Origin of the sequence: Colwellia sp. BRX8-4 (genome assembly GCF_014077345.1) — a bacterium.
GTDB lineage: Bacteria > Pseudomonadota > Gammaproteobacteria > Enterobacterales > Alteromonadaceae > Colwellia_A.
In genome coordinates this window covers 1-23,474 of the sequence record NZ_JACGVS010000027.1, presented here as the reverse complement: position 1 = coordinate 23,474, position 23,474 = coordinate 1, and the positions used below count along the sequence as shown (strand labels likewise).

General features: G+C 38.9%; 17 protein-coding genes. 5 read left to right on the top strand and 12 right to left on the bottom strand.

The features are described 5' to 3' along the window. Positions 1-45: 45 nt before the first annotated feature. The 4 genes from ureC to H4J56_RS17210 form a co-directional block, all read right to left on the bottom strand. Positions 46-1,749: an urease subunit alpha gene (ureC, locus tag H4J56_RS17225; protein ID WP_182259652.1), complete on the bottom strand. Its 1,704-nt coding sequence runs from the start codon at positions 1,747-1,749 to the stop codon at positions 46-48. 2 nt (positions 1,750-1,751) lie between these two features. Further along, positions 1,752-2,057, bottom strand: a complete 306-nt coding sequence (locus tag H4J56_RS17220; RefSeq protein WP_182259651.1) for an urease subunit beta — start codon at positions 2,055-2,057, stop codon at positions 1,752-1,754. Between the two features lie 61 nt (positions 2,058-2,118). After that, positions 2,119-2,421 (bottom strand): urease subunit gamma, encoded by a 303-nt coding sequence (locus tag H4J56_RS17215; RefSeq protein WP_182217019.1) that lies wholly within the window; start codon positions 2,419-2,421, stop codon positions 2,119-2,121. Between the two features lie 54 nt (positions 2,422-2,475). Next, positions 2,476-3,387: an urease accessory protein UreD gene (locus tag H4J56_RS17210; protein ID WP_182217017.1), complete on the bottom strand. Its 912-nt coding sequence runs from the start codon at positions 3,385-3,387 to the stop codon at positions 2,476-2,478. A gap of 515 nt (positions 3,388-3,902) precedes the next feature. Here H4J56_RS17210 and H4J56_RS17205 point away from each other — a divergent pair. Then, positions 3,903-5,501, top strand: coding sequence for a cation:proton antiporter (locus tag H4J56_RS17205; RefSeq protein WP_182259650.1), 1,599 nt, complete (start codon positions 3,903-3,905; stop codon positions 5,499-5,501). Between the two features lie 378 nt (positions 5,502-5,879). After that, positions 5,880-9,782: a response regulator gene (locus H4J56_RS17200; RefSeq protein ID WP_182259649.1), complete on the top strand. Its 3,903-nt coding sequence runs from the start codon at positions 5,880-5,882 to the stop codon at positions 9,780-9,782. 454 nt (positions 9,783-10,236) lie between these two features. On the opposite strand, the gene rimK is transcribed toward H4J56_RS17200, so the two are convergent. The 3 genes from rimK to htpX form a co-directional block, all read right to left on the bottom strand. Next, positions 10,237-11,163, bottom strand: a complete 927-nt coding sequence (rimK, locus tag H4J56_RS17195; protein WP_070373965.1) for a 30S ribosomal protein S6--L-glutamate ligase — start codon at positions 11,161-11,163, stop codon at positions 10,237-10,239. Between the two features lie 591 nt (positions 11,164-11,754). Then, positions 11,755-13,473, bottom strand: a complete 1,719-nt coding sequence (locus H4J56_RS17190; RefSeq protein ID WP_182222782.1) for a SulP family inorganic anion transporter — start codon at positions 13,471-13,473, stop codon at positions 11,755-11,757. A gap of 14 nt (positions 13,474-13,487) precedes the next feature. Beyond that, a complete protein-coding gene (gene htpX, locus H4J56_RS17185; RefSeq protein WP_182259648.1) occupies positions 13,488-14,357 on the bottom strand; it encodes a protease HtpX in 870 nt (289 codons plus the stop codon). A gap of 325 nt (positions 14,358-14,682) precedes the next feature. Between htpX and H4J56_RS17180 the strand changes: the two genes are divergently transcribed. Continuing rightward, positions 14,683-15,030 carry a hypothetical protein gene (locus tag H4J56_RS17180; RefSeq protein ID WP_182259647.1) on the top strand — a complete coding sequence of 116 codons (348 nt, stop codon included), beginning with the start codon at positions 14,683-14,685 and terminating at the stop codon, positions 15,028-15,030. Positions 15,031-15,054: 24 nt separating this feature from the next. On the opposite strand, the gene H4J56_RS17175 is transcribed toward H4J56_RS17180, so the two are convergent. The 3 genes from H4J56_RS17175 to H4J56_RS17165 all read right to left on the bottom strand — a co-directional run bounded on the left by H4J56_RS17175 (position 15,055) and on the right by H4J56_RS17165 (position 16,412). Continuing rightward, entirely contained in the window at positions 15,055-15,207 is a 153-nt protein-coding gene (locus H4J56_RS17175; protein WP_182222781.1) for a hypothetical protein, read from the bottom strand. Positions 15,208-15,321: 114 nt separating this feature from the next. Beyond that, positions 15,322-15,768: a RimK/LysX family protein gene (locus tag H4J56_RS17170; RefSeq protein WP_083277877.1), complete on the bottom strand. Its 447-nt coding sequence runs from the start codon at positions 15,766-15,768 to the stop codon at positions 15,322-15,324. A gap of 266 nt (positions 15,769-16,034) precedes the next feature. Further along, positions 16,035-16,412 (bottom strand): RNA-binding S4 domain-containing protein, encoded by a 378-nt coding sequence (locus H4J56_RS17165; protein WP_070373952.1) that lies wholly within the window; start codon positions 16,410-16,412, stop codon positions 16,035-16,037. Between the two features lie 617 nt (positions 16,413-17,029). Between H4J56_RS17165 and H4J56_RS17160 the strand changes: the two genes are divergently transcribed. After that, complete coding sequence (locus tag H4J56_RS17160) at positions 17,030-17,647, top strand: response regulator transcription factor (RefSeq protein WP_070373951.1); 618 nt, start codon at positions 17,030-17,032, stop codon at positions 17,645-17,647. Between the two features lie 114 nt (positions 17,648-17,761). Here H4J56_RS17160 and H4J56_RS17155 read toward each other — a convergent pair whose 3' ends face one another. Further along, entirely contained in the window at positions 17,762-20,275 is a 2,514-nt protein-coding gene (locus tag H4J56_RS17155) for a S8 family serine peptidase (protein WP_182259646.1), read from the bottom strand. A 350-nt stretch (positions 20,276-20,625) separates the two neighbouring features. Between H4J56_RS17155 and H4J56_RS17150 the strand changes: the two genes are divergently transcribed. Further along, entirely contained in the window at positions 20,626-23,127 is a 2,502-nt protein-coding gene (locus H4J56_RS17150; protein ID WP_182259645.1) for a S8 family serine peptidase, read from the top strand. Positions 23,128-23,153: 26 nt separating this feature from the next. Here H4J56_RS17150 and H4J56_RS19810 read toward each other — a convergent pair whose 3' ends face one another. Then, a complete protein-coding gene (locus H4J56_RS19810) occupies positions 23,154-23,282 on the bottom strand; it encodes a hypothetical protein (protein ID WP_259368202.1) in 129 nt (42 codons plus the stop codon). Between the last annotated feature and the right edge of the window lie 192 nt (positions 23,283-23,474).

Sequence of the window (23,474 nt, the reverse complement as noted above, 5' to 3'; positions counted from 1 at the left end):
GTAATTTCCTAATCTTTTAATTTTATTGAATAACTTATTTCTTGTTTAAAATAGGCTGTAAAGTTGTGCAAGTGGCAAGGTTACCGCAGGCTCACAGGTTAATAATTCGCCATTGGCACGTACTTCATACGTTTGAGCATCAACATCTATTTTGGGCTGCCAACTATTATGAATCATGTCGTTTTTACCAATGTTTCGAGTGTTTTTACAGACACCAATCATCCGTGTCATGCCTATTTTTTCAGGTACATTAGCGTCAATAGATGCTTGTGACATAAAAGTCATTGAGGTTTTGGCTGAGGCACTGCCATAGGCTGCAAACATTGGGCGGAAGTAGACAGGTTGCGGTGTTGGAATAGACGCATTTGCATCGCCCATTGGCGCTGCTGCTATCATGCCGGATTTTAAAATTAACGCAGGTTTTATACCAAAAAATGCCGGTTTCCATAGCACTAAATCAGCTAGTTTCCCGACCTCAATAGAGCCAACCTCATGGCTAATGCCGTGGCTAATTGCAGGGTTTATAGTATATTTAGCGATATAGCGTTTTATACGAAAGTTATCATTTCGTTCAGTATCGGGAGCTAATGGTCCTCGTTGTTGTTTCATTTTATGTGCGGTTTGCCAAGTACGAGTGATCATTTCACCGACTCGTCCCATGGCTTGTGAATCAGAAGCGATCATACTAATAGCGCCTAAATCATGCATAATATCTTCGGCGGCAATACTTTCCTTGCGAATACGTGAATCAGCAAAAGCAATATCTTCAGGGATAGACGGGTCTAAGTGATGGCAAACCATTAACATATCCAAATGTTCATCAATAGTATTAATGGTATAAGGGCGTGTAGGGTTAGTGGAAGACGGTAAAACATTAGCCTCACCACATGCTTTAATAATATCAGGTGAATGCCCACCACCAGCCCCTTCAGTGTGATAGGTATGAATAGTACGACCTTTAAATGCTCCTAAGGTGTCCTCAACAAAACCAGACTCATTTAAAGTATCGGTATGAATCGCTATTTGAACATCGTAACGCTCGGCAACCGATAAACAATTATCAATCGCCGCGGGGGTTGTTCCCCAATCTTCATGAAGCTTTAAACCACAAACACCCGCTTCAATTTGCTCTTCTAGGGCAAGTGGTAAACTTGCATTACCTTTGCCTAAGAAACCAAAATTCATTGGGAAATCATTTGTTGCTTGCAACATTTTATGTATATACCAAGGACCTGGTGTGCAAGTTGTCGCCTTAGTACCTGTTGCTGGGCCTGTACCTCCACCAATCATAGTCGTAACACCCGACATGAGTGCTTCATCTATTTGTTGTGGACAAATAAAATGTATATGGGCGTCGATACCGCCTGCGGTTAGTATTTGTCCTTCACCGGCTATAACCTCCGTACCGGGACCCACTTCAATATCGATATTGTCTTGAATATCAGGGTTGCCTGCTTTGCCTATAATAGCGATACGACCCTCTTTAATACCAACATCAGCTTTAATAATCCCCCAGTGATCAAGAATAACGGCGTTGGTAATCACTAAGTCAACGGTGTCAAAGCATGACGCTTGGCTTTGTCCCATGCCATCTCTAATAACCTTTCCCCCGCCAAATTTTACTTCTTCACCATATTGTGTGAAGTCTTTTTCAACCTCTAACCATAAATCTGTGTCGGCTAAACGAACTCGGTCACCGACTGTTGGTCCAAACATATGTGCGTAGGCGTTTTTATCAATACTGGCCATGATTATAAGTTTCCTTGTATTTCACCGCGAAAACCAAAGATCCTGCGTTTGCCTTGAAAGGCAACCAGGGTTACTTGGCGTTCTTGCCCAGGTTCAAAACGAACGGCGGTACCTGAGGTGATATCTAAACGATAACCTTTGGCGTGTTCTCGATTAAAATGCAAGGCAGGATTTACTTCAAAAAAATGATAATGAGAGCCAACTTGAATGGGTCTATCGCCAGAATTAGCCACCGTAATTTTCAATCGTTGGCGACCGACGTTGAGTTCGCGTTCGCCTTGGTCTGTTTTTATTTCACCTGGGATCATCTTTGCTTCTCTTGTGTTTAATGTCTAACTAGGTCTTATGTGACGTTCAGTAGAGATCTAGTTAAATAATAGGATTATGAACGGTGACAAGTTTGGTGCCATCAGGAAATGTAGCTTCTACTTGTACATCAGGAATTAATTCTGCAACTCCTTCCATGACTTGATCACGGGTTAACAACGTGCGGCCATAATCCATCATTTGAGCGACAGTGTTACCATCTCTGGCCCCTTCAATAATCTCCATTGAAATATAAGCCATAGCTTCAGGATAATTTAATTTCACACCACGCTTTAAGCGTCGTTCTGCTAACAATGCGGCAGTAAAGAGCAGTAATTTATCTTTCTCTCTTGGTAATAAGTCCATGCTGTGCACCTTTGTTTATTTATTTAATAGTAAGGGGGGTCATTAAGTGTCTGATCAGGTATGCCAAATACGCGGAATGTTCGCTGGTTTTTCTAGGTATACCGGTCTGATTTTTTGCCATAATTTAATAAAAAGTGCTTTGCATTCTTCACTATGCTCACCTAAATAACGTATCACTAATAACTGGCGTATTTGGCTGATACTCACTTTTTCTTCGGCGTTTTCTTCAACCATACAGTCGCGTAATTGCGCTACGAGTGCTTTATTGTCAGCATCGCTAAGTAGACCTGCTGGGGCATAAGCTAAAAAAGTGGCAAAAACACTGTGGCTATTTAAACCTGCGATGTGTTGATGTACTCCACTGCTAGGTTTTATCGAAATTCTATCGTGATAAATTAAAGTGTTTTCACAATAAACACGGTTTAATTGGCTATAACTGCCATATTTAAAGGGTTGATTTGAAAGGGGTAAGCCCAAACAGGTAATATCCCAACCTAAATAAGCGCTATCACTTTTAAAGTGAACATCAACAGTATTAAATCCATCAGCCCCCTCATAAACGATCGTTTCTAAGGGGAAATTTTCACACTTCGCCTGATGGTTAATAATAATGTCAAGGTGTTGAACTTGTTTGGGATCACCAATTGTTAGGTTTGTTCTAGCGCGATAAAAGCGGTTAGCACCAGGCGTAGTTATTAAACTGTGGGCTTGTCTGTTGAGTTTAATGTTAATGTTTAATTCATCACCCGACACTATGCCCGCTGGTGGGTGTAACAGATAAATATGTGCACAGTCGCCTCCTTCTGGGTAGAAAGCTTTTTGCACGCTTAATGGTCCATTGCGTTGAGTACGGGTAAGTTGAGTGCCAGTCGATGTAAAACTAAACTCTAAAGATAAGCTGGCAAACCATGCATTTTTAGGCGCAGGGTTAATGGGGAAATTATTGATGGCTGGCTTAGCTGTCATGGTTATATGGGCTACTTTTTATTCTAACTTTCGCTGAAAGTAGAAGAGGGTGCATGGCTAAAGCTGTTTTGCACAAACTACGCCAAATAATAAAAGTTAATTATTTCAGTGTTATAACGAGATTGATTGGCTAAAAAAATAATGTCATCTAAGAAAGACTGTTTATTTGTTAAGTTATTGTTTTTACTTTTTTTATTACGCTGGTGTCAAAGACAATGTCAGTTTGACTTAAGGGTTTAATTGCGTTTAGAAGACAAAGGTTTAGCTGTGAATTAAATTAAACGCTTATCATGGCGGCTAGTTCACCAATAGAATCATGGAGGGTATTGCACCGCTATGGTGCTTGCGCTTTAAAATGGAGCGATTAATTGAGTATTAAAAATAAACAGTGTGTTAGTGATTGTTTAAGTTATTGTATTTAAATGTTAAATTTTAATTTTATATGGTCTGTAATGTGCATAGACGTTAATGAGTTAAATTTTACTATACATCAACAGATGAATTAAAAGGATAATATGGACGCTATACTTGTTATTATTGCAGTCTCGTTAGCACTTGCTAGCGTTATCAATATAGTATTAACCAAGTTCTCAATTTCGCACATTATTGGCTACATTATTACCGGCACCATAGTAAGCAATATTTTTGATTTCAATGGCAGTGACAATATTCATTCCCTTGAGCTTATTGGTGAATTTGGTATTGTTTTTCTTATGTTTACGATTGGCTTGGAAATGTCTTTTGCGAAGCTAGGTAAAATGAAGGAATTGATATTTTTTAATGGTTTTATCCAAGTTAGCTTTAGCGCTATTGTTATTTTTATACTTGCATTTTATCTTTTTAATATTGAACCGATACCCTCATTAATTATTGCGCTTTCATTTAGTTTATCTTCAACGGCTATCGTATTACCTTACCTGAAAAAATCAAAAGATATAGTGACACCCTATGGTAAAAAATCAGTTGCTATACTGGTTTTTCAAGACTTAGCCGTTATCCCTATTTTACTCTTAATGGGTTTTCTCTCAAATAATGAATTGTCTCTAACCGATGTGCTGCTAAAAACTTTTTTGTATGCCAGTGGTATTATTATTTTTATGTTCACTATAGGAAAAAAAATAATTGCTTGGTTACTGCATTTTTCATCGAATGCGCTAATGGAAGAACTGTTTTTAATATCGGTATTTACTATCGTATTGGGGGCATCAATTATTGCTCATAACCTCGGTTTTACTTATTCTTTAGGTGCGTTCATTGCGGGGATGATTATTGCCGAAACTAAATTTCACATGAAAGTTGAATCCGATATATCTTCATATAAAGATCTTTTTTTAGGTGTTTTTTTCTTTTCTATTGGCACAAAAATAGACGTTGAGTATTTTATAACTCATCTTCATTGGGTTGCGAGTGTACTCGTCCTTGTTATGATAATAAAAGCGACGATTATTTATTTTTTGATGAGAAAAAAATCGAATAAAAGCGAATCAATTAAATCTGCTGTTGCCTTATGCCAAGTAGGGGAGTTTTCTTTTGTGATTTTTGCTATGGCAATAAGTCAAAACCTGATAGCAAAAGATTTAGCGAGTTTTCTGATATTGGTTACCGTTTTATCTATGATATTAACCCCTTTTATGGTCAGTAATATTTATAAATTAGCCGCACTTTTTGTCGTTGAATTTTTTGAAGCTGATAAAATAACCACCGTAAAGGTGACTAATCACACCATTGTTTGTGGTTTTGCTATTTTAGGTCGCATTGTAGCGAAAGAACTGACAAATAATGGCATCAACTTTTTAATTATTTCTGATAATTTACAACATGTATTATTGGCAAGAAAGCGTGGCTATAACGCTTATTTTGGTCACCTAGATAAAACGCCCGTACTTGAATCATTAAAAGTAGAGCAAACAACTAGTATCATTATTACGGTAAACACATTAAAGAACAAACAAATAATTTGCCAAGCCGTACTCGATTACTATCCTAAGGCAAACTTAGTCGTTAAAGTGAATTCACTTGAGGAGAAAAAGGCACTGGCGGGCATTAATATTAACTTTTTTGTTCATGCACAACATGAAACAGCGGTGCTATTAGTTAAAAAAAGTATGGTTTGAATTGAAGTTTATAACCTGAGTAATAATAATTTTTTAGCTTGATTAGGGCAGTAATAATCCTATAGGCAAAAGTTTTTCGTCACTAAAACCTATTAAAAACCGGTAGAAGACATAATAATATTATTTTAGTCCGCTTTATATCTATAATAATTTAACTTTCATATAGAAATTCATCAATAAAACTTAACCAATAGACCTTGAATAAGTTATTGATTATTTGATCTAATATTTAGTTAATGTGAATATAGGGTCTATACTTGGGCAGAGATAATATCCGACAATTAATTAATGGGTTAAGCTAGCCTCGTTGTCTTATAGATAGTCAGGTCATTGCTGAAATCGCCACTGGGCCCGCTAAAGGATTGTAAACAAAATAATATGACTAATATTAAAACCCTACAACAGAAAATTAAACGTCGTAACTCATTAGCGATAGCTTTAATTGCTGTGTTAATTAGCCTGTCATTTTTAAGTTTGATGCTATTATTTAATCAACAAGCCAAAGACGCTGAAACGATTAATCTTGCTGGCGGCCAAAGAATGTTGTCACAAAAAATAGCTTACCTAGCCATTCAGCATTATCACAATATAACTACGGCTGAAATTGATGAGAAGGTGACAAAAAATCTCTTCGATACGGTCAAATTGTTTACGACTAACCAGCAACTTTTAACAATGATGGTGGTTAACAAATCTAATAGCATGCCTAGTGAATTATATTCATGGTATTTTAATGCGCCGACTGAGCTTAACAAACGGGTCAATTACTTCGCTGAAAGTGCTATCGCGCTTAGTCTGACTCAAAACAAAAAGAATGCTGAGGCAATAGTTAAAGAAAAATTCAATCCAGGGGCTATTAATAATTTACTGATTTCTTTAGATCTAGTCGTTTCCAAAATAGAGCAACATACTAATCAGCGTATAGTTAACATAGAAAGACTCGAAGCATTTTTATGGCTGGTCTCAATGGCCCTATTATTTGCGATAAGCTTCTTCATTTTTAGACCCCTGCAACGACTCATTAGCAATTATCACCATGAACTTTCACTTTCTAAACAAAAAAGTGTCGAGTTAATGCTGGCGATAAATAAGCACGCGATTGTTTATCGAGTCAATGTCGATGAAAAGGGTACGTTAACGGAAGTTAATCAACGTTTTCTTGATTTCTATCGTTACCGTGAAGAAGAGATCCTTGGTCACAGTGTTGTTGAAATATGCGCTGAAAGTTATACCCAAGATGATTATAAAGATATATTACAAAAAGCGGTCGCTAAAGAATATTGGCATGGTGAATCCATTAATAAAATTAAAGGTGGCCGAGAGCTATGGTTAAGTACCACCATAGTGCCACTGATTAACAATGAGAATAAGGCAGAATCTTTTATTGTTATTCAGAACGATATTAGTGGTATTAAGCAAACTGAACTGACTCTTAATAAACTTCATAAAATAACCTCGGATATAGACAAAAGCTTAATTGATAAAATTCAAAACATTTTAGAGCTTGGAAAAAAAATATTTAATTTGCCGCTTGCGTTGATCAGTGAAATTCATCATCAAGAATATCGAGTTGTCTATTGTCATACTCCGAACAATGAAATTAATCCTGGAGATATTTTTGATTTAGGCAATACCTATTGTTTTCATACTTTACATGCAAACCAGCCTATTTCTTTTTACCATGCAGGTGAAAGTGAAATAAAAGATCACCCGTGTTATCAAGCTTTTGGTTTAGAAAGCTATATTGGTGTGCCATTGACTGTTGATGGCAAACTGTTTGGCACATTAAACTTTTCTGGCCCTGAACCTTCGGCAAGGCCCTTCACCACCAGGGAATTAGATTTAATTCAATTGTTTTCTCATTGGATAAGTGCAGAGCTAACACGTGTTAAACATAAAAATAGATTGCTAGGGCAACAATCTTTAATGGAAGAAATGGCACAGCAAGCTCGCATTGGTGTCTGGGAAGTTGACCTAGTCAACAACAATGTTTACTGGTCAAAAATGACTAAAGTCATTCATGAAGTGCCCAATGAGTATCAACCAGAACTATCTCAGGCAATTAATTTTTATAAAGAAGGAGAAAGTAGAGAGAAAGTACAAGCGTTAATTGCCAAGTGTATGAATGACGGTAGTGCTTACGAGGAAGATATGCAGTTGGTCACTGCCAAAGGTAAAGAAATTTGGGTGTCTGCTCGTGGTCGTTCCGAGTTTACCGATGGAAAATGTGTGCGTTTGTATGGCTCATTTCAAGATATTACTGATAAAAAGATAAGCCAACAGCGTATTAGTCTGCACAACCAACGAATGAGATTAGCAACAGACTCTGCCGGTATCGGTGTGTGGGAACTTAACTTGCTCAGTAATGAATTAAAGTGGGACGACTGGATGTTTAAGCTTTATGGTGTCGACCGTCAACCAGCTTTAAGTGCGCAAGATGTTTGGGACAAAGGTGTACATCCTGAAGATATCGAGAAGGCCGGTCGTGAATTCATTAATGCAATTAAAGTACACGGTCAGTACGATACACAATTTCGAATTATATGGCCAAATGGCGAAATAAAATATATCAAAGCAGCGGCGATTATCAGTTACGACAATAATAAAAAACCGGTATCAATGATAGGTGTGAACTATGACGTTAGCGCAATCGTTGAGAATGAAATCGCGCTTATTAAAGCGAAAGAGCAAGCAGAAGTAGCGGTAACTGCTAAAAATGAATTTTTTGCCAGTATGAGCCACGAAATACGAACACCAATGAATGGTGTTATTGGTATGCTGGATTTAGTTAAAGACTCTGTGTTAAGCCAAGAACAAAATCACCGAATCGGTATCGCCCAGCAAAGTGCTCACTCGCTTTTAGCGTTAATTAACGACGTTTTAGATTTCTCCAAAATAGACGCTAATAAGTTAGAACTTGAAAATGTTAGTTTTAACATACGTGATATGGTTGGTGACTTAGCCGAATCTTTTGCGCAACAAGCTCAGCACAAAGGCTTAGAGTTAATCGTTGACCTTGTTGATATTGAAGAGTCGCTAGTGGTTGGCGATCCTAATCGACTTCGTCAAATATTGACCAATTTATTAGCTAATGCTATTAAGTTTACCAAACAAGGCGAGGTGGTTATTCGTCTTTGCCAGCAAAATCACTCGACAACGCATTGGCGAATTATTGCTGAAATATCTGATACTGGTATCGGTATACCAAAAGATAAGCAGCAAGGATTGTTTGAAGTGTTTAGTCAAGTTGATGCCTCAACAACACGAGAATATGGCGGCACAGGGCTTGGTCTTGCTATCGTTAAAAAGCTTTGCTTATGTATGCAAGGCAGTGTCGATGTTGATAGTAACCCAGGTGAAGGTAGTACTTTTAGCTGTGATTTATTGTTAGAAAAATCAGCGGATTCTTTATTGTCTCAACCTGTAAAAGCTTTGCAAGGCAAACGTGTGCTGGTTATAGAGCAAAATCAATCCTGCGCTAACGTCATTAAGCGCCAATTAAACTGCTGGCATGTAGAAGCTGATATCATAACGACCTTACAACCTGCGCTCACAGCTCTTAATAAGCAAACAGAAAATGACCACTATGATTTGTTGATCATCAATCAACAACTTGCCGATTTAGATGCTTTAGCATTTGTTAAAACAGTGCGCTTGAATCCGGTGCATAAAAATCTAAAAATTATGTTTATGACGCTAATGAGCATTCAACATGATTTAGCCGATAGCACGGCAAGTGGTATTGATGGTTTTTTTCCTAAACCGGTAATTACCACCGATTTACAACGAGCATTAAACACTTTATTAGCTGAACCTGAAAAACAGCTCATCAGTGAAGTGACTACGGCTAAATTAGCACGTTTATCTGATGAAGATAGTAGCTGGACAAAAAAGGTTAAATTACTACTGGTAGAAGATAATCGAGTTAATCAAATGGTTGCTATGGCGGTGTTGAAAAAAATAGGAATAACCCAATGTGTTATTGCCATTAACGGTAAAGATGCCATTGAAAAGCTTAAAGCAAGTGATGAGAGCCAGCCATTTACTTTTATTTTTATGGACTGTCAAATGCCTGAAATGGATGGTTACCAAGCGACAGCCTCGATTAGGCAAGGTAATGCCGGAGCTCGCTATTTAAGTATTCCTATCGTTGCTATGACGGCCAATGCGATGGTTGGAGATGAAGAAAAATGCTTGTCTGCAGGGATGGATGATTATTTGGTTAAGCCGATCAACAAAGAACAAGTGAAAGAGGCAATCAAAATATTTCAATTAAAATAGCTGCTAGGTGTAAAAAGTTAAACCAATATCGAGCGTAAAAAAAACAGCAAAAATCGCGTAAGAAACAGCCGTATTAATAGGGCGGCTTGGTCATAATATTAATGTTTATTAGACTGCTCTGTGTTGTTATTACAGCAAAAGTGATTATTTTAAAAATATATTTTAGTGATTTTATTATGAATATCATTGATAGTTTTTTATCTTGTTTTTGAATGATAGAAAACGTCTAATCCATAGGCTAGTAAGCATTCTTGTGATTATGTATACAAACCAACGACTGCACCTTTTGTCGTTGGTTTGAAAGCAGAAAACCGTAAATATTCTTATCATTACTTTAAAGTCATGCGGTATGTCAGTGCATTGACCTGTACTGAGTGAACACAGATAATGTTGTGGTCGTGAAGACTAAATATCGGCTGTCACGACCCTAAGTTATCGAGATTAAACGTGGAGATCACCCTTTACCTTGGGTGCGATTTCGATTGGATTTAGCGCTAGCATTCTTTTCAATAAACTTTTTCTCAATAAACTTGAAGATCATGGTGGCAACATCCTTTTCAGTCGCGGCTTCAATACCGGCTAAACCCGGCGAAGAATTAACTTCCATGACCACAGGGCCACGTTCGGCGCGCAGTAAGTCAACACCACAAACGTTTAGCCCCATAATGTTTGCTGCCGATACGGCCGTTGCTCTTTCTTCTGGTGTAAGTTTAACGAGTACCGCTGAACCGCCGCGGTGTAAATTTGATCTAAATTCACCCTCGGCGCCTTGACGCTTCATTGCGGCAACAACACGGTCTCCAACAACAAAACATCGAATATCAGCACCACCGGCTTCTTTGATAAACTCTTGAATTAAAATATCAGCATTTAAACCCATAAATGCTTCAACAATCGCTTCTGCTGATTTAGTTGTTTCAGCAAGTACGACTCCAATACCTTGTGTACCCTCAAGTAACTTAATCACGCAAGGTGCGCCACCGACGTTCTTAATTAAATCTTTTACATTATCAGGACGATTAGCAAAGCCTGTTCTTGGTAAGCCGATGCCTTTTCTTGACAGGAGTTGCATAGAGCGTAACTTGTCTCTAGAGCGACTAATCGCTACAGATTCATTGACACTAAAAGCACCGGTCATTTCAAATTGACGGACTACTGCGGTGCCATAGAAAGAAATTGATGCGCCAATACGCGGTATAATAGCGTCGTACTGTGGCAGCTCTTTACCTTTGTAGCGCACAACAGATCTATCACTAGTGATATCCATATAACAATGCAGTGTATCGATAACGTCAACTTGGTGACCCAGCGCTTCACCCGCTTCTTTTAAGCGACGAGTCGAGTACAACTTCTTGTTTCTAGATAAGATTGCTATTTTCATGTTTGATTTCCTGTTTTTATAAAGAACAATAATCTATAGACTAGACTGTTTACTAAATAGTCACAAAAAATAAAAGATTTTTGACAAAGGCGGTAAACAAGCTCAACTTTATTGTGCATGTCAATATGACCATTTGAAATTTCATCTGATAAGTACAGCATATATAGTAGACCGATGATAAAGCACCGTCTTCTTTTGGATTAGCCTTATAAAACTACAAATTCAATGGTTTGTGTTGAATTGGTCGCGAGCCTTTAATGATAGGTATAAAGCCGATATGACATCACAAGAAATTTTAAAATCAGCAACATTTAACTCGGCTGATTTAATGGCTATATCAAAGCGTTTATGAACACTTGAAATCAGAAAAGTTGCTGACATTATTACCATGCACGCTAGCCCTTTCGTTGATATTAATGAATTATTAGCTGTTGATTTTGTAATGAAGTCAGATGACGTGGTCAAGTCTAAGTCATGGCGTAACCCTTAATAAAAGCCTGTTTAATCTTTGTTAAACAGGCTTTGTACTTATCATATTGAGTGATGCTGTTTATTGCAGGACTACCATAAAAAGAATAGCATTATTTTACGCTAAAGCGTGATTTCTTCTGCGCTGCTGACGGTTTCGGTGATTTGTTTACGTTGGTTCATTCTCAAGGCTAAATACAAATCAGAATGCACATAAATTCCTTCGTGACCTGATTTAATCTCTGCTTTTACAAACCACGCCAACAACTGTCTTTTTCTGCCAGCAAGCTCAAGGCGAACACCGCGCTTTCTAAAAATAACCTCTAAATCTGATAGCATCGCCATCACACTTAAGTCTAAATGAGTAAAACATGGCACCGCATCAATAATTACACACTCAATGTCATCTTTTTGTCTGGCATATTGTTCTAACAATCGGCGTTTAAAGAAACTAGAGTTAAAGTAAGTTAAAGGCGAATTAAAACGATAAATAAAAATACCGTCCACCGCTTTCGCCTTATCACTGGCATCTAAACTTCGCACTACACCGTTGATATCAACACCGAGTATATGGTCGGTGGGGCGCATTACTGTCCTAATAAATTGGAATAAACCTAGTAATACAGCAAGGGTAATACCGGGAATAACACCAATAAATAACACCGCCAATAAAGTGGTTAAGGTTAAGTAAAATGCTTGTCGGTCTTTTAGTCTGAGTTTCCAGACCATCTTCAGATCTAGTAGGTGTACAGAAGCAATAATCAAGACAACCCCCAAGGCGGCACTGGGAATAAATTCAAGGGGTGCAGTAAAGAAAATAGCAATAATTGCAATAATGGCTGCGGCTATAATAGAGACTAATTGGGTTTTTCCGCCATTGGCATCATTGACTGCGGTGCGAGAAGAGGCGCCACTGACGGCAAAGCCCTGTGATACAGCCGACGCTAAATTAGCAATACCTAAGGCCATAAATTCTTTGTCTGCATCAACATCATAGCCATTTTTTGCGGCAAAGCTGCGAGCGGTGAGCATCATGCTAACAAAACTTATTATCGCTAAGTTAAGTGCTGGCATAACAAGCTCACGAATAACACCGACATTAAATTCAGGTGTTTGAAATAAGGGTAAGCCCCCCTCGACAACGCCAATGGTTTTTATACCAAACTGCTCTAATTTAAAAAGCCATACTAAGGCTGCACCCAACGCAATGGCAAACATTGAAGCAGGCCAAGTGGGCTTTAGGCGTTTCATACCAAAATAAATAGCCAGGGTAAATAAGGCGATAGTTAATGTTGGGAAATGTGTTTGTGCTAAGTAATCAGGCACACCGCCCAAACGTTCGAGCAGATACCTTTCATCAAAGGTAAAACCAAATATTTTAGAAAATTGACCAACAATAACTGTTATCGCAACACCATTTAACAGCCCCATTAAAATAGGTTTAGACAAGAAGTCAGCCAATACACCAAGCTTGAAACGACTGGCCAGAATGCACCAAAAACCGGTCATCGCTGTCATGGTAATAACTAACTGCCAATGCTTAGTACTGTCGCCGGCGGCTAAAGGGGTGATCAGTGCCGCAATAACTGCACAAGTTGCCGCATCAGGCCCAACGATTAATTGCTTAGAGGTCCCAAATAATGCATATACCATCATAGGTAATACACAGGAGTACAAGCCTACTACGGCATTAACTCCGGTGAGTTGTGCATAAGCTATAGCAACCGGTAATGCAACGGCTGCAACCGATAATGCCGCTTTAACATCATCAGCAAACCAACTTCTTTCATAGTTAAATAAGGTGTTTAAACCTGGCATAAAATCATACAAACGTGACAACACAATAGCTCCCTTATTTATTTAGTGCTCAGCGATGCTATGCGTTTTGCTAATGGCGGATGACTCGAAAAGAGTGCGCTCATTTTACTTGAGCTAATGGCAAAAGCTGACATTTCGGTCGGTAGCTGGGGCAAGTTTTGTAGTTGCTCTAGTTTACTGAGTGCGGAAATCATATTTTGTCGGCCCGCAAGGCTTGCACCATCTTCATCTGCTCTAAATTCTCGATAGCGAGAAAACCACATCATTATCATAGTCGCTAATAAGCCCAATACGAGTTGAGAAACTAATGAGACAATCCAAAAGGCAGGTCCGTGACCACTTTTTACGTTAAATACATTGCGGTCAACCACATGACCGATAATGCGTGATAAGAACACCACGAAGGTATTTAAAACCCCTTGCAGAAGTGTCATTGTTACCATATCGCCATTGGCGACGTGGCTTATTTCATGAGCAAGAACCGCTTCTACCTCATTTTGACTCATGTGACTTAATAAGCCGGTACTTACCGCGACTAAAGCATTATTTCTACTCCAACCCGTTGCAAAAACGTTCGGTGAAGGATGATTAAAAATACCGACTTCAGGCATGCCAATATTGGCTTTAAGGGCTTGTTCTTGTACTGTTTTGAGTAGCCAGCGCTCGGTTTGATTATTCGGCGTCACGATAACCTCGACGCCCATACTTCTTTTCGCCATAAACTTAGAAATAAACAAGGAGATAAACGAACCACTAAAGCCAATAACCGTGGCATAAATGAGTAATGATTGAAAATTAAGGTCGACGCCATTTTCTGCCAACAAGCCTTCAATACCAAATAAGCTAAAGGTAATACTCAAAATCATCATAATGGCAATGTTAGTGGCCAAAAATAGTAAGATTCTCATTTTTTATCTCTTCATTTTGCAATAATAATGCCTTTATAGACAAGGCTGTTAGTCAAATAGTCACAAAGTAATTTAATCAAATAGTGGGCAAGTAATCAAAGTATATTTATTGATAATAGGCGAAGTGTTAAAAATTTATTCGGGTGTTTTATTTAGACTGAAAATAAGCGATGTGCTGACTGGTTTTAGGTTTTACTCTGTCTGCATTATCAATGATTTTTTTGTGTTTACGGTTAATGTGACTTTATTTTACTTTCACGAGTCTAGATAGAGGTGGAAAATTATGATCACAATATTAAGAATACAAAACATTTAAAGGAAAGATATGAAAGCTCTAATTTTACTGATTGCTATTGTCATGGTTGCTCCTGTTCACGCAACGCAAAATATATTCAACGTGCTAGTGCAAGATACAAACTTAGTGAAAGATATTCGCGCTGAGGAAGAAAATATTTGGATTAAACTGGCAGCCGCTAATCTTGCTGATGAAATAATTATACGAATTTCAAGTAAAGATAAAGATTTATATCGTCCATGGTTTAATGGCAGTGTTGATCTTCAATCAAAAGGTTTTCGTGGTAACGATATCTGGTCTGATAGACTTCAGACCCAAGCTAACTTCGTAGAGTATTGGCACAAAGGTCGGTTATTTCTTCATCTTCAGCGCAAGTAATGACATTTTTTGAATAGAGAGTCATCATTTTTTTAGTCTGTAATTTAGTGGCAGGCTAAATGCTGTTTCAGCGGATTCTTTAGTTTCAACCCAATCAACGGCGTAATTATCCATCAATAGACATTGAACTAAACCATCACCGATGATCTTGTCATCTTCGACGATTAATATGCGCATTTATTACTCCGCTTACTACAAAACTATCTATGATAAAATGTTAACCTTAAGGTCATATTAAGGCCTTTGCTTTATTGATCATTGATTATTGACTATTATTAATGTTATTCAACGTTACTCAACACTCGGTGATATTTTTTCTACTGAGGCGAGATAACTAAATTCTGGATCGACCAACATTTCACCTTTCATCGCTTCACGTCCCAATAGCATCAAGTGGTTCATGCTTGACCGGTCGGTTAATGACAGTCTTACTGTCCATGTTAATTCGCCCATTACCGCCAACGTATTGATGATATAGCGACGTTCTTTTTCTCCGTTAGACGATTTTATACGTTTTCTATCGACTATCTTTGCCGAACATTTAATCGTTTTAGTGACATCGTGAGAATCAGGATGAAATTCAAAGTCCAACATGCCAGTGACTTTATTTTCAGAAATATGGTCAACATGGAGCGATGAAGTTTGCGCGCCAGTATCAATGCGGGTTGCAACCTCAAATAGCTCTAATTCGGGTAAATCAATAGTTTCTCTAGCACCGACAAGTATTTTTTCTTTCATATTATCCATTTCATTATGTTGTTGTAGCAGACAAAATTATATTTTACGGCACAAGTGCTAAAACAATAGCATATCATTGTTATTAAGAAATACTACGCCAAAAAGATGTTGCCGTTGTCAGCAATAATGACAGCTCTTATTGTTATAAGCGCCATAACTGTTCGATAAGCATAGCTTTTTTATTACTAAAGTAAAGTAGGGTGGCTTGATTTTCCACCCATTTAAGGAGTGTTTTTCTGGGGGTATATCATCAAATTTGTTTGAAATTAGAAGGAAATAGGTCTTCTCTTCGCCGGCAAAGATGATGGTTCAATTGCTTGCTCTGCAGAAACAAAGGTTTCTTTAGTGTTTGATTTACTCTTTTTAAGCGAGCTTTTAGTTCCAGCTCCACTGGGCTGTGCAGTCGTTGATGACTTTTGTTTTGGAGTATGGGCAACTTCAAAAATTTCGCCATCAAATTCAACGGTATCTCCATGACGAATTTTCTTTCGTTTTTGAAACTCAACTTCATTGTTAACTAGAACATAACCTTCGCTGATCACTATTTTGGCTTCGCCACCACCACCGACCATATTGGCAATTTTTAGTAATTTACAAAGCTCGATTGGTTCAACCGAAATATTAATAATAGGGTGTGCAGACATGTAACGTTAGCCTAGTGATATTAAATTTAATGGCTACAATTATAACATAAAGAAGTGTGACAAGGATAAGGTATAGATTATTTAGTCGTAAATTATATTATCGCACTTCGTCAATTAAAACAGGTCTTTTTAAAGCTCACTTAATATATAGCCTTGATAATTTAAATGCTTGGGTTAATGGTTAAGCTGACTTTCGGCTGATAAAGTTTCTGTATCTAGCTTTTTTAGCGGCAGTTAGTCGACCGCTTTGACAAACTGATCAAACTTTATGGCCATTATTAGCCACAGCAAGGTTTACTTGGCTGAGGAATAAGTTGATGCTTTTTAAATGTTTTATACAATGCTAAAGTTTATAATTATGCCATAATCAAATTTACGGCGAACAGGGTAAATAACTTTTATTACTTGTTAAGAAAACATGAAAAGTTGCAGAACAACACTATGCATCCTTCTATTATTAGTGGTGTATCGCATTATTTTTTTCTTTACCCGGACACAGAGGCTAATTTGAATAAACTTGAAAAAAGTCAATTAAGTCAATTAGTAAAACGCTTGTACAGGTGCATGTTTGTCAAAGATGCTCAAGATGATAGCGTTCATACCATGGCTCTTTCGTTATGAGTATTTCACTTGTTGTTGCTGATGACCATGTGCTTATGCGCCAAGCATTAGTAAACTATTTAAAGGCAGGTAACGAGTTTACTATCTTGGCTGAATGTAAAGATGGAATAGAATTAATCAGTCAAACCTTAAAAACCGATCCTGATGTTGTGGTGATGGATATTTCTATGCCAAATATGAGCGGACTGGTGGCAATTGACAAACTATTGTCGCAACGGCCAACGACAAAAATATTAGTTTTATCCATGCACGACGAACTTGAGTATATTTTAGCGATGCAAAAAGCGGGTGCTAAAGGTTATATCCTCAAAGAGTCGTCCTCAGATCTTCTTATTCATGCGATTAAAGATGTTTATAACGGTAAAACCTTCTTTCCGAACTTATCTGCCAATAATTGTCAGCCGGCGTCCAACCCATTAGAAGTATTAACTCGGCGAGAAAGAGAAGTGTTTTTCTCAGTAATTGCCGGAAATACCAGTAAGAAAATAGCAGAATTACTCAATATGAGTGTAAAAACGGTGGAAAATCATCGCACCAAAATATATAAAAAGCTGCAGGTTGGCAGTGTGGCAGAACTACTAAGAATGGCTAATAAAGCAGGTCTTCTTGAATAGTGTTTATTTTATCTCATCTCATTTGAACTTTGCTAGAGACAAAAAAACGCCCTACAAGGAGGGCGTTTAATGAATGTAGATGTTATACGTACTCTGCTCTACATTTAGCTGTTATTACTCTGCGTTCGAACTTGTCCCTGAGACAAAGTAATTTTTATCTATTTGATTAGCGATAATCGCATAGCTAGCACGAGTTACACCGTCTTCTGGATTAAATGTAGCAACCATTGTCGGTTGTAAATCAAATTGACCTTGCTCAAGGCTATAGCGAACACCTAACAGACCTTCGTTCAAAGCAATTTGCACATAACCGCGCATATCGTCAGCAATATCACTTTGGTCAGCAATCACGATTGATTCACCCTTGTAATTAACTGTGATTTCATGCGCTTCGCCCAAGTCTATTGCCTCTTGAGTTTTACCAATAACTTGTATTAGGCTATAAGCTAAGTCAGCACGAGTCACAGCAGATTTTCCGTGGAAGTCGCCATTATTATCAACCATCATCACGGGACCAAATTGTTGTTTAGCATCTTTCAACGCGGCACCTGACATAGCAACTGATTCAGCAAAAATACGGTATCTAGCGTTAACACCACTTAGGCTTATTTCTGTTTCCCCATCTAAATGGCGATACTGACGTACCGATGTCCCCATGACTAAGGCTTTAGCCAATTCCTGACGATTTAACATCGCATCAGGTGCAAAAGATGTCGCTGAACGACCATCCATAAGGCGTTCAAGTACAGCAGTTTCTATTGCTGCTTGCTGACTATGGCCTGCTACGTCATCCATACCTTCTATGCTTGTTAAAATATCTTGCCACACCCAATAACTGATATGGTTATCACTGGCTTCTTCAGTTTGTGCCTGTTCGTCGTAAACTGCAGCAGCAGGTGGCACTGATAAACCAAAGGCGTCAGTTTCCATAGATAAGAGCCAAGTACCCGCTTGTGCTGGAGCCGTTACAAACGAGTTACTGTCCCAAACTGGGTCGGTAGAGTCGCCTTCAAAACGTTGCCCATCAGGTGCTACAAGTACAGCTTTAACACTTGTTAAGGCCGTTAAGCCGACATGTACGGTTTTTGCATTGGCATTGACTTTAAATTCAATTACTTGCGACTCTAGTGTTTCAAACGCTAAAGCACCTTCAGCAATTTTCATGGCTTGCATATTGATACTGGCCGTGAAACGAGAGTCAGCGCTGTTGTTAACAGATTTTTTATGATCTGCATTTTTCCCTTTAGCTGCAGCTACTGCAGCATGGGCATTAATATAACCTGCACCGACTTCCCAAGACTCATAACCTGGCATATTCGTCGCAGATTCTTTCATTAATTGCTTGATTTCATCGATACTTAGCGAAGGGTTAGCTTCCATCATCAGCGCTGCAACACCAGCAGTGTGTGGTGTTGCCATTGATGTACCCGAAATACGGGTATAAAAAGGAATATGTGCTGGGTCAAGCACCAAATCAGCATCTCCGCCATTGGCAGCCATATTGGTTGATGAACGCGTTGATACCATGTTGCGCCCTGGTGCGACAATTGTGACTTCGTTAGTGTAAGTCCATGCATTACCATCTGGCATGGTGAAATCACCGCTTTCATATTCTAAACCACGAGATGAAAAGTCGACTAAATTACCATTGGTATCGCCAGCACCTACTGACATTCCCCAAGGGATCTGAGCATGAGGGTTATTGCTATTTTCGCCAGAGCCCGAGTTACCCGCAGCAAATACCGATAAAATACCAAATTTGTAAGCTTTATATGACGCCAAGGCTACAGGGCCATCAGCATCAAATTTACCGCTTGAACCCCAAGAGTTACTCATAATACGCAGAGGATGTTCATAGTCATAAACGTGGTTAATAGCATAGTCATAGCCGCCAACCGCATCTAAAATAAATAAACCTAACCCTGAGCCGTAACCGACTAAATCAGCATCGGGTGCAACGCCTTTATATTTTCCATCAGACATAGCGCCCGAGCCCGCTATAGTGCCAGCACAGTGAGTACCGTGGCCGACATTCAAGTCGGTATTAGGTTGGTTTTTAATAACAAAACCGTCTGTGATACCGGTTTCAGCGAGATCGAGTGAATGTGTTGCCGCTTGCACGTTATCAACCACTACGTCGCCAAAGAATAAATCTTGGTGTGTTGCATCAATACCCGAGTCATTAACCATAATGGTTACGCCTTTACCGGTATATTCTGTGCCGCCATTGCGGTTTGCAAACTCGGTACCTTGAACTTTGTCAACACCGGTAATTTCACGAGAGTTAGCATTAAAATATTCAAGCTTACGGTTTAACCATACTGAACGGACATCATCTCGTCCGGCAATCGCTTTGATTTGTGCGACATTAGCAACAACACCCATAATAGGTACGGCAGAAAACTGCACACCCTTACTTATACCTAAGGCTTTTAACGCCCGTATTTGACTCACTGATATGGGCTTCATTTGTTCAAAGGTTACCACGGCCATAACTGTTTCTTCGCCGGTCATCGTCGGAAGCACTTGTGCCAGTTGCTCGCCAATAGCAGCGTCAGCTAAAGCGTGCGTAGGTAATGTCATTGCCAAAGAGGCTGCAGCCAAGGCACTTAAGGTAAATTTTTTCATTTTATTTCAAACTCCAATATGTTTCATACTTGTAGGTTAAATATCTTAAATATTTCTAATTGTTTTTAATTATTAAAATATTTTTATCACCTTTAGTCTCCCGACAAACCACTAAGATGAAAATAGGGGGTTACCCCTAATATTGGATAAATAACTGCGTAATTAGCAAACCTATAAGGTGAATCATTTTAGAAACAAAGTATCAGTGAGTTGATCGTATTAGCGATTTTAATTTAGCTAATAGTTCTTTAGATAGGGGGAACCCCCTATTTACTCAGCCCCCATTAACTCGATAGAGTGCTTGAGTGAATTATATACACCCCTTAATAATAACTAGAACGAGTGAAATAATGAAAAAATTTACCTTAAGTGCAATAGCAGCAGCAACCATGGCATTAACTATGCCGTCTCAAGTTTTCGCTAACGCTGCCATTGGCGAGCAGTTAGCTGAGTTTTTACCGACTATGGTTGGTTCTCAAACGGTTATGGCCGTAGTAACTTATAACCAATTAGAGCCGGTATCAACAACTCAACTAGAGCATCTTTCTGGACTAGGTATTAGTCAGGCTGTTCAGTTTGCTTCGGTTCCTGTTATTGGCGTAGTCGCTAACTTAGATCAAATTAAAGCCATTGCTCAACGAAGCGATGTGCGCTCGGTATGGTTAAATCGTGAACTTGAATACTTTAATTCTGATGCTCGTCAGATCACGGGGGTTGATGCGGTTCAAGGTGAAGAGTTTAAAACACAAAATGGCATTGAATATACCGGTAAAGGCGTAACTGTAATGGTTAATGACTCGGGTATTGATGCTACCCATCAGGATTTATTCTTTGGCGATAAAGTGATTGATAACGTGCAAGGTCTAACGCATGCAAGTTTATTAAGCATAACGGGTGTAACCGAAGGTCTAATACTTAAGAACCAACCTAACACAGATACTAATTCAGGCCATGGTACACATGTTGCTGGCACTATTGCTGGATACGGTACTATGTCAGATGGCCTTTACCCAGGCGCAGCGCCAGATGCTAAATTAGTAGGCTATGGCTCAGGTGGCGTTATTCTTATTCTTGATACTATAGGCGCTTATGACTATGCCATTACTAAAGGTGATAGTTACGAAAATCCATTGCGCGTTATGAGCAACTCTTGGGGTTCAAGTGGAAAGTTCGACCCGACTGGCCCCGTTTCTCTAGCTTCATATAAAGCCCATAAAATGGGAATATTATCTGTGTTTGCAGCAGGTAACTCAGGCTCAGGTGAAGATACGCACAATCCTTATGCACAAATTCCTTGGGGCATGTCTATTGGCGCAGGAGAAAAAGATGGCACACTTGCTGGTTTCTCTTCACGTGGTTATAAGTATGAATCTGGCGAGCTCGATATGCCAGATGGTACAAAGTGGACCTACAATAATGAAATTACTATCGTAGCTCCTGGTGTAGACGTTATTTCTACGCGTGCTGTTACTAATGCTGGCGCAAATGGTGGCGAAGCTGATGTAGACGCGATGGACCCTACTCATTTACCTTTCTATACCATGATATCAGGTACGTCGATGGCAACGCCTCATGTTTCTGGTATTATTGCGCTAATGTTAGAAGCTAATCCTGACTTAGATAACATGGCCATCAAAAAATTGTTACAAGAATCTGCGACTAATATGCCAGGTTACGAGCGCTTTGAAGTCGGTGCTGGATTTGTAAACGCCCGTGCAGCAGTAGCCGCAGCCAAAAACTATGATATGAACCACAGTGTCACGGTGAATAACCTACGCGGTAAAGTTTTCAATGCTAATACGCTAGTTGAAATTAGTGACACAAGTTATGAAGGTTCTATCTGGTCAACACCCAATGGCGTCACAGAGCCACTAGGACTGCAAAACTCATTTACATTTATGGTTGATAGTGATGCATTGTGGGTTAAGGGCTCTGCGAGCTCATTGGCTAATACGGCTAAATTAGTTTTAATTGACCCCGATGGCACTGAATACTTTGGTAATTTAACTTTACCTGTGCTTGAAACTGGTATGCGTGTTACGGCACCTGCAATGGCAGGTGAGTGGACGGTTCGAGTTGACGGACTAACCTCTTTGTCTGGCGTAAATCCAGATCCACTTAATCTAACTAATGGTCCAATGGCTCCTGAAAATTTCGACGTTAGCATAAATTTTGAAGACTTAATTGGCTTTGAAGGGGTAAACGATATAGCCGCTCATCGTTATGAAAATGCGATAAAATATGCAGTAAGCAAAAGACTAATGGATGGCTTGAATAAAGGTAATTTCAACCCTGACGCAAAGTTAAAACGTAAAGACTTAGCTAAGTACCTAGTCATGGGGGGCGCTGTTCGTCAATACCGTTCATTAGACAGCGAGCCAGAGCCAACCCTTAATACAGTACCTAATGGTTACCAAGCGTTTATTGAATCGGTATCGGTTGTCGGTGGTGCATTGAAAGATAGCTTACGTACACAGCAGCCAGTTATGCTTAGTCAAAATGGTGAGTTTGCACATAACGGACGTGTATCTAAAGTAGACCTAGCTTACAGTTTAGTACAAATTCTAGGACTTGAATCAACGGCTACAGCGTTTGATCCCAAAGATGACATTACGGTTGACTATAATGGTCAGACTATTGTGCTAGCAGATCAAGACAACATTGACAGCGATATGAAAGGTTATGTGCAACTTGCTATACAGCTTTCATTATTGAATGTTCACTTTGATGTTACTCAAGGTACTTACGACTTAACGCCACAGTTGAATGCTAGCTTTGGTGGAAATTATAAAGTCACTCGTGCAGAATATGCTTTAACTGCCGGTCGTCTTTTTGGTCAATACTTTGAGTAAAGACTTTCGGTAACTAGTACCGCATATTAATCAGGAGGCCATTTGGCCTCCTTTTCTTTACCGGTTAACCACAGCCCCTTGCCGCTCTCACTGTTAACCATGGTTTCTCCTTTTTCAGTATCGTTTTGATAAGCTAATACTATGTTAAGCGACATCATTGACACCTTTTACAAGGGATCTCTTATCTGTTCTCTGCAGAGTTGCGCCGGTTTTATTTTTATCTTTGTGTTTTGGCTTGTTGTTAATTGTAGAATTAATAGTTGTTAATTAGCAATTAGCATTTAGCTTTTAGCAATTAGCAGTTGGTTGTGGGTAGTTAATAGTTCTTTTCTATCTCATTGGAATAC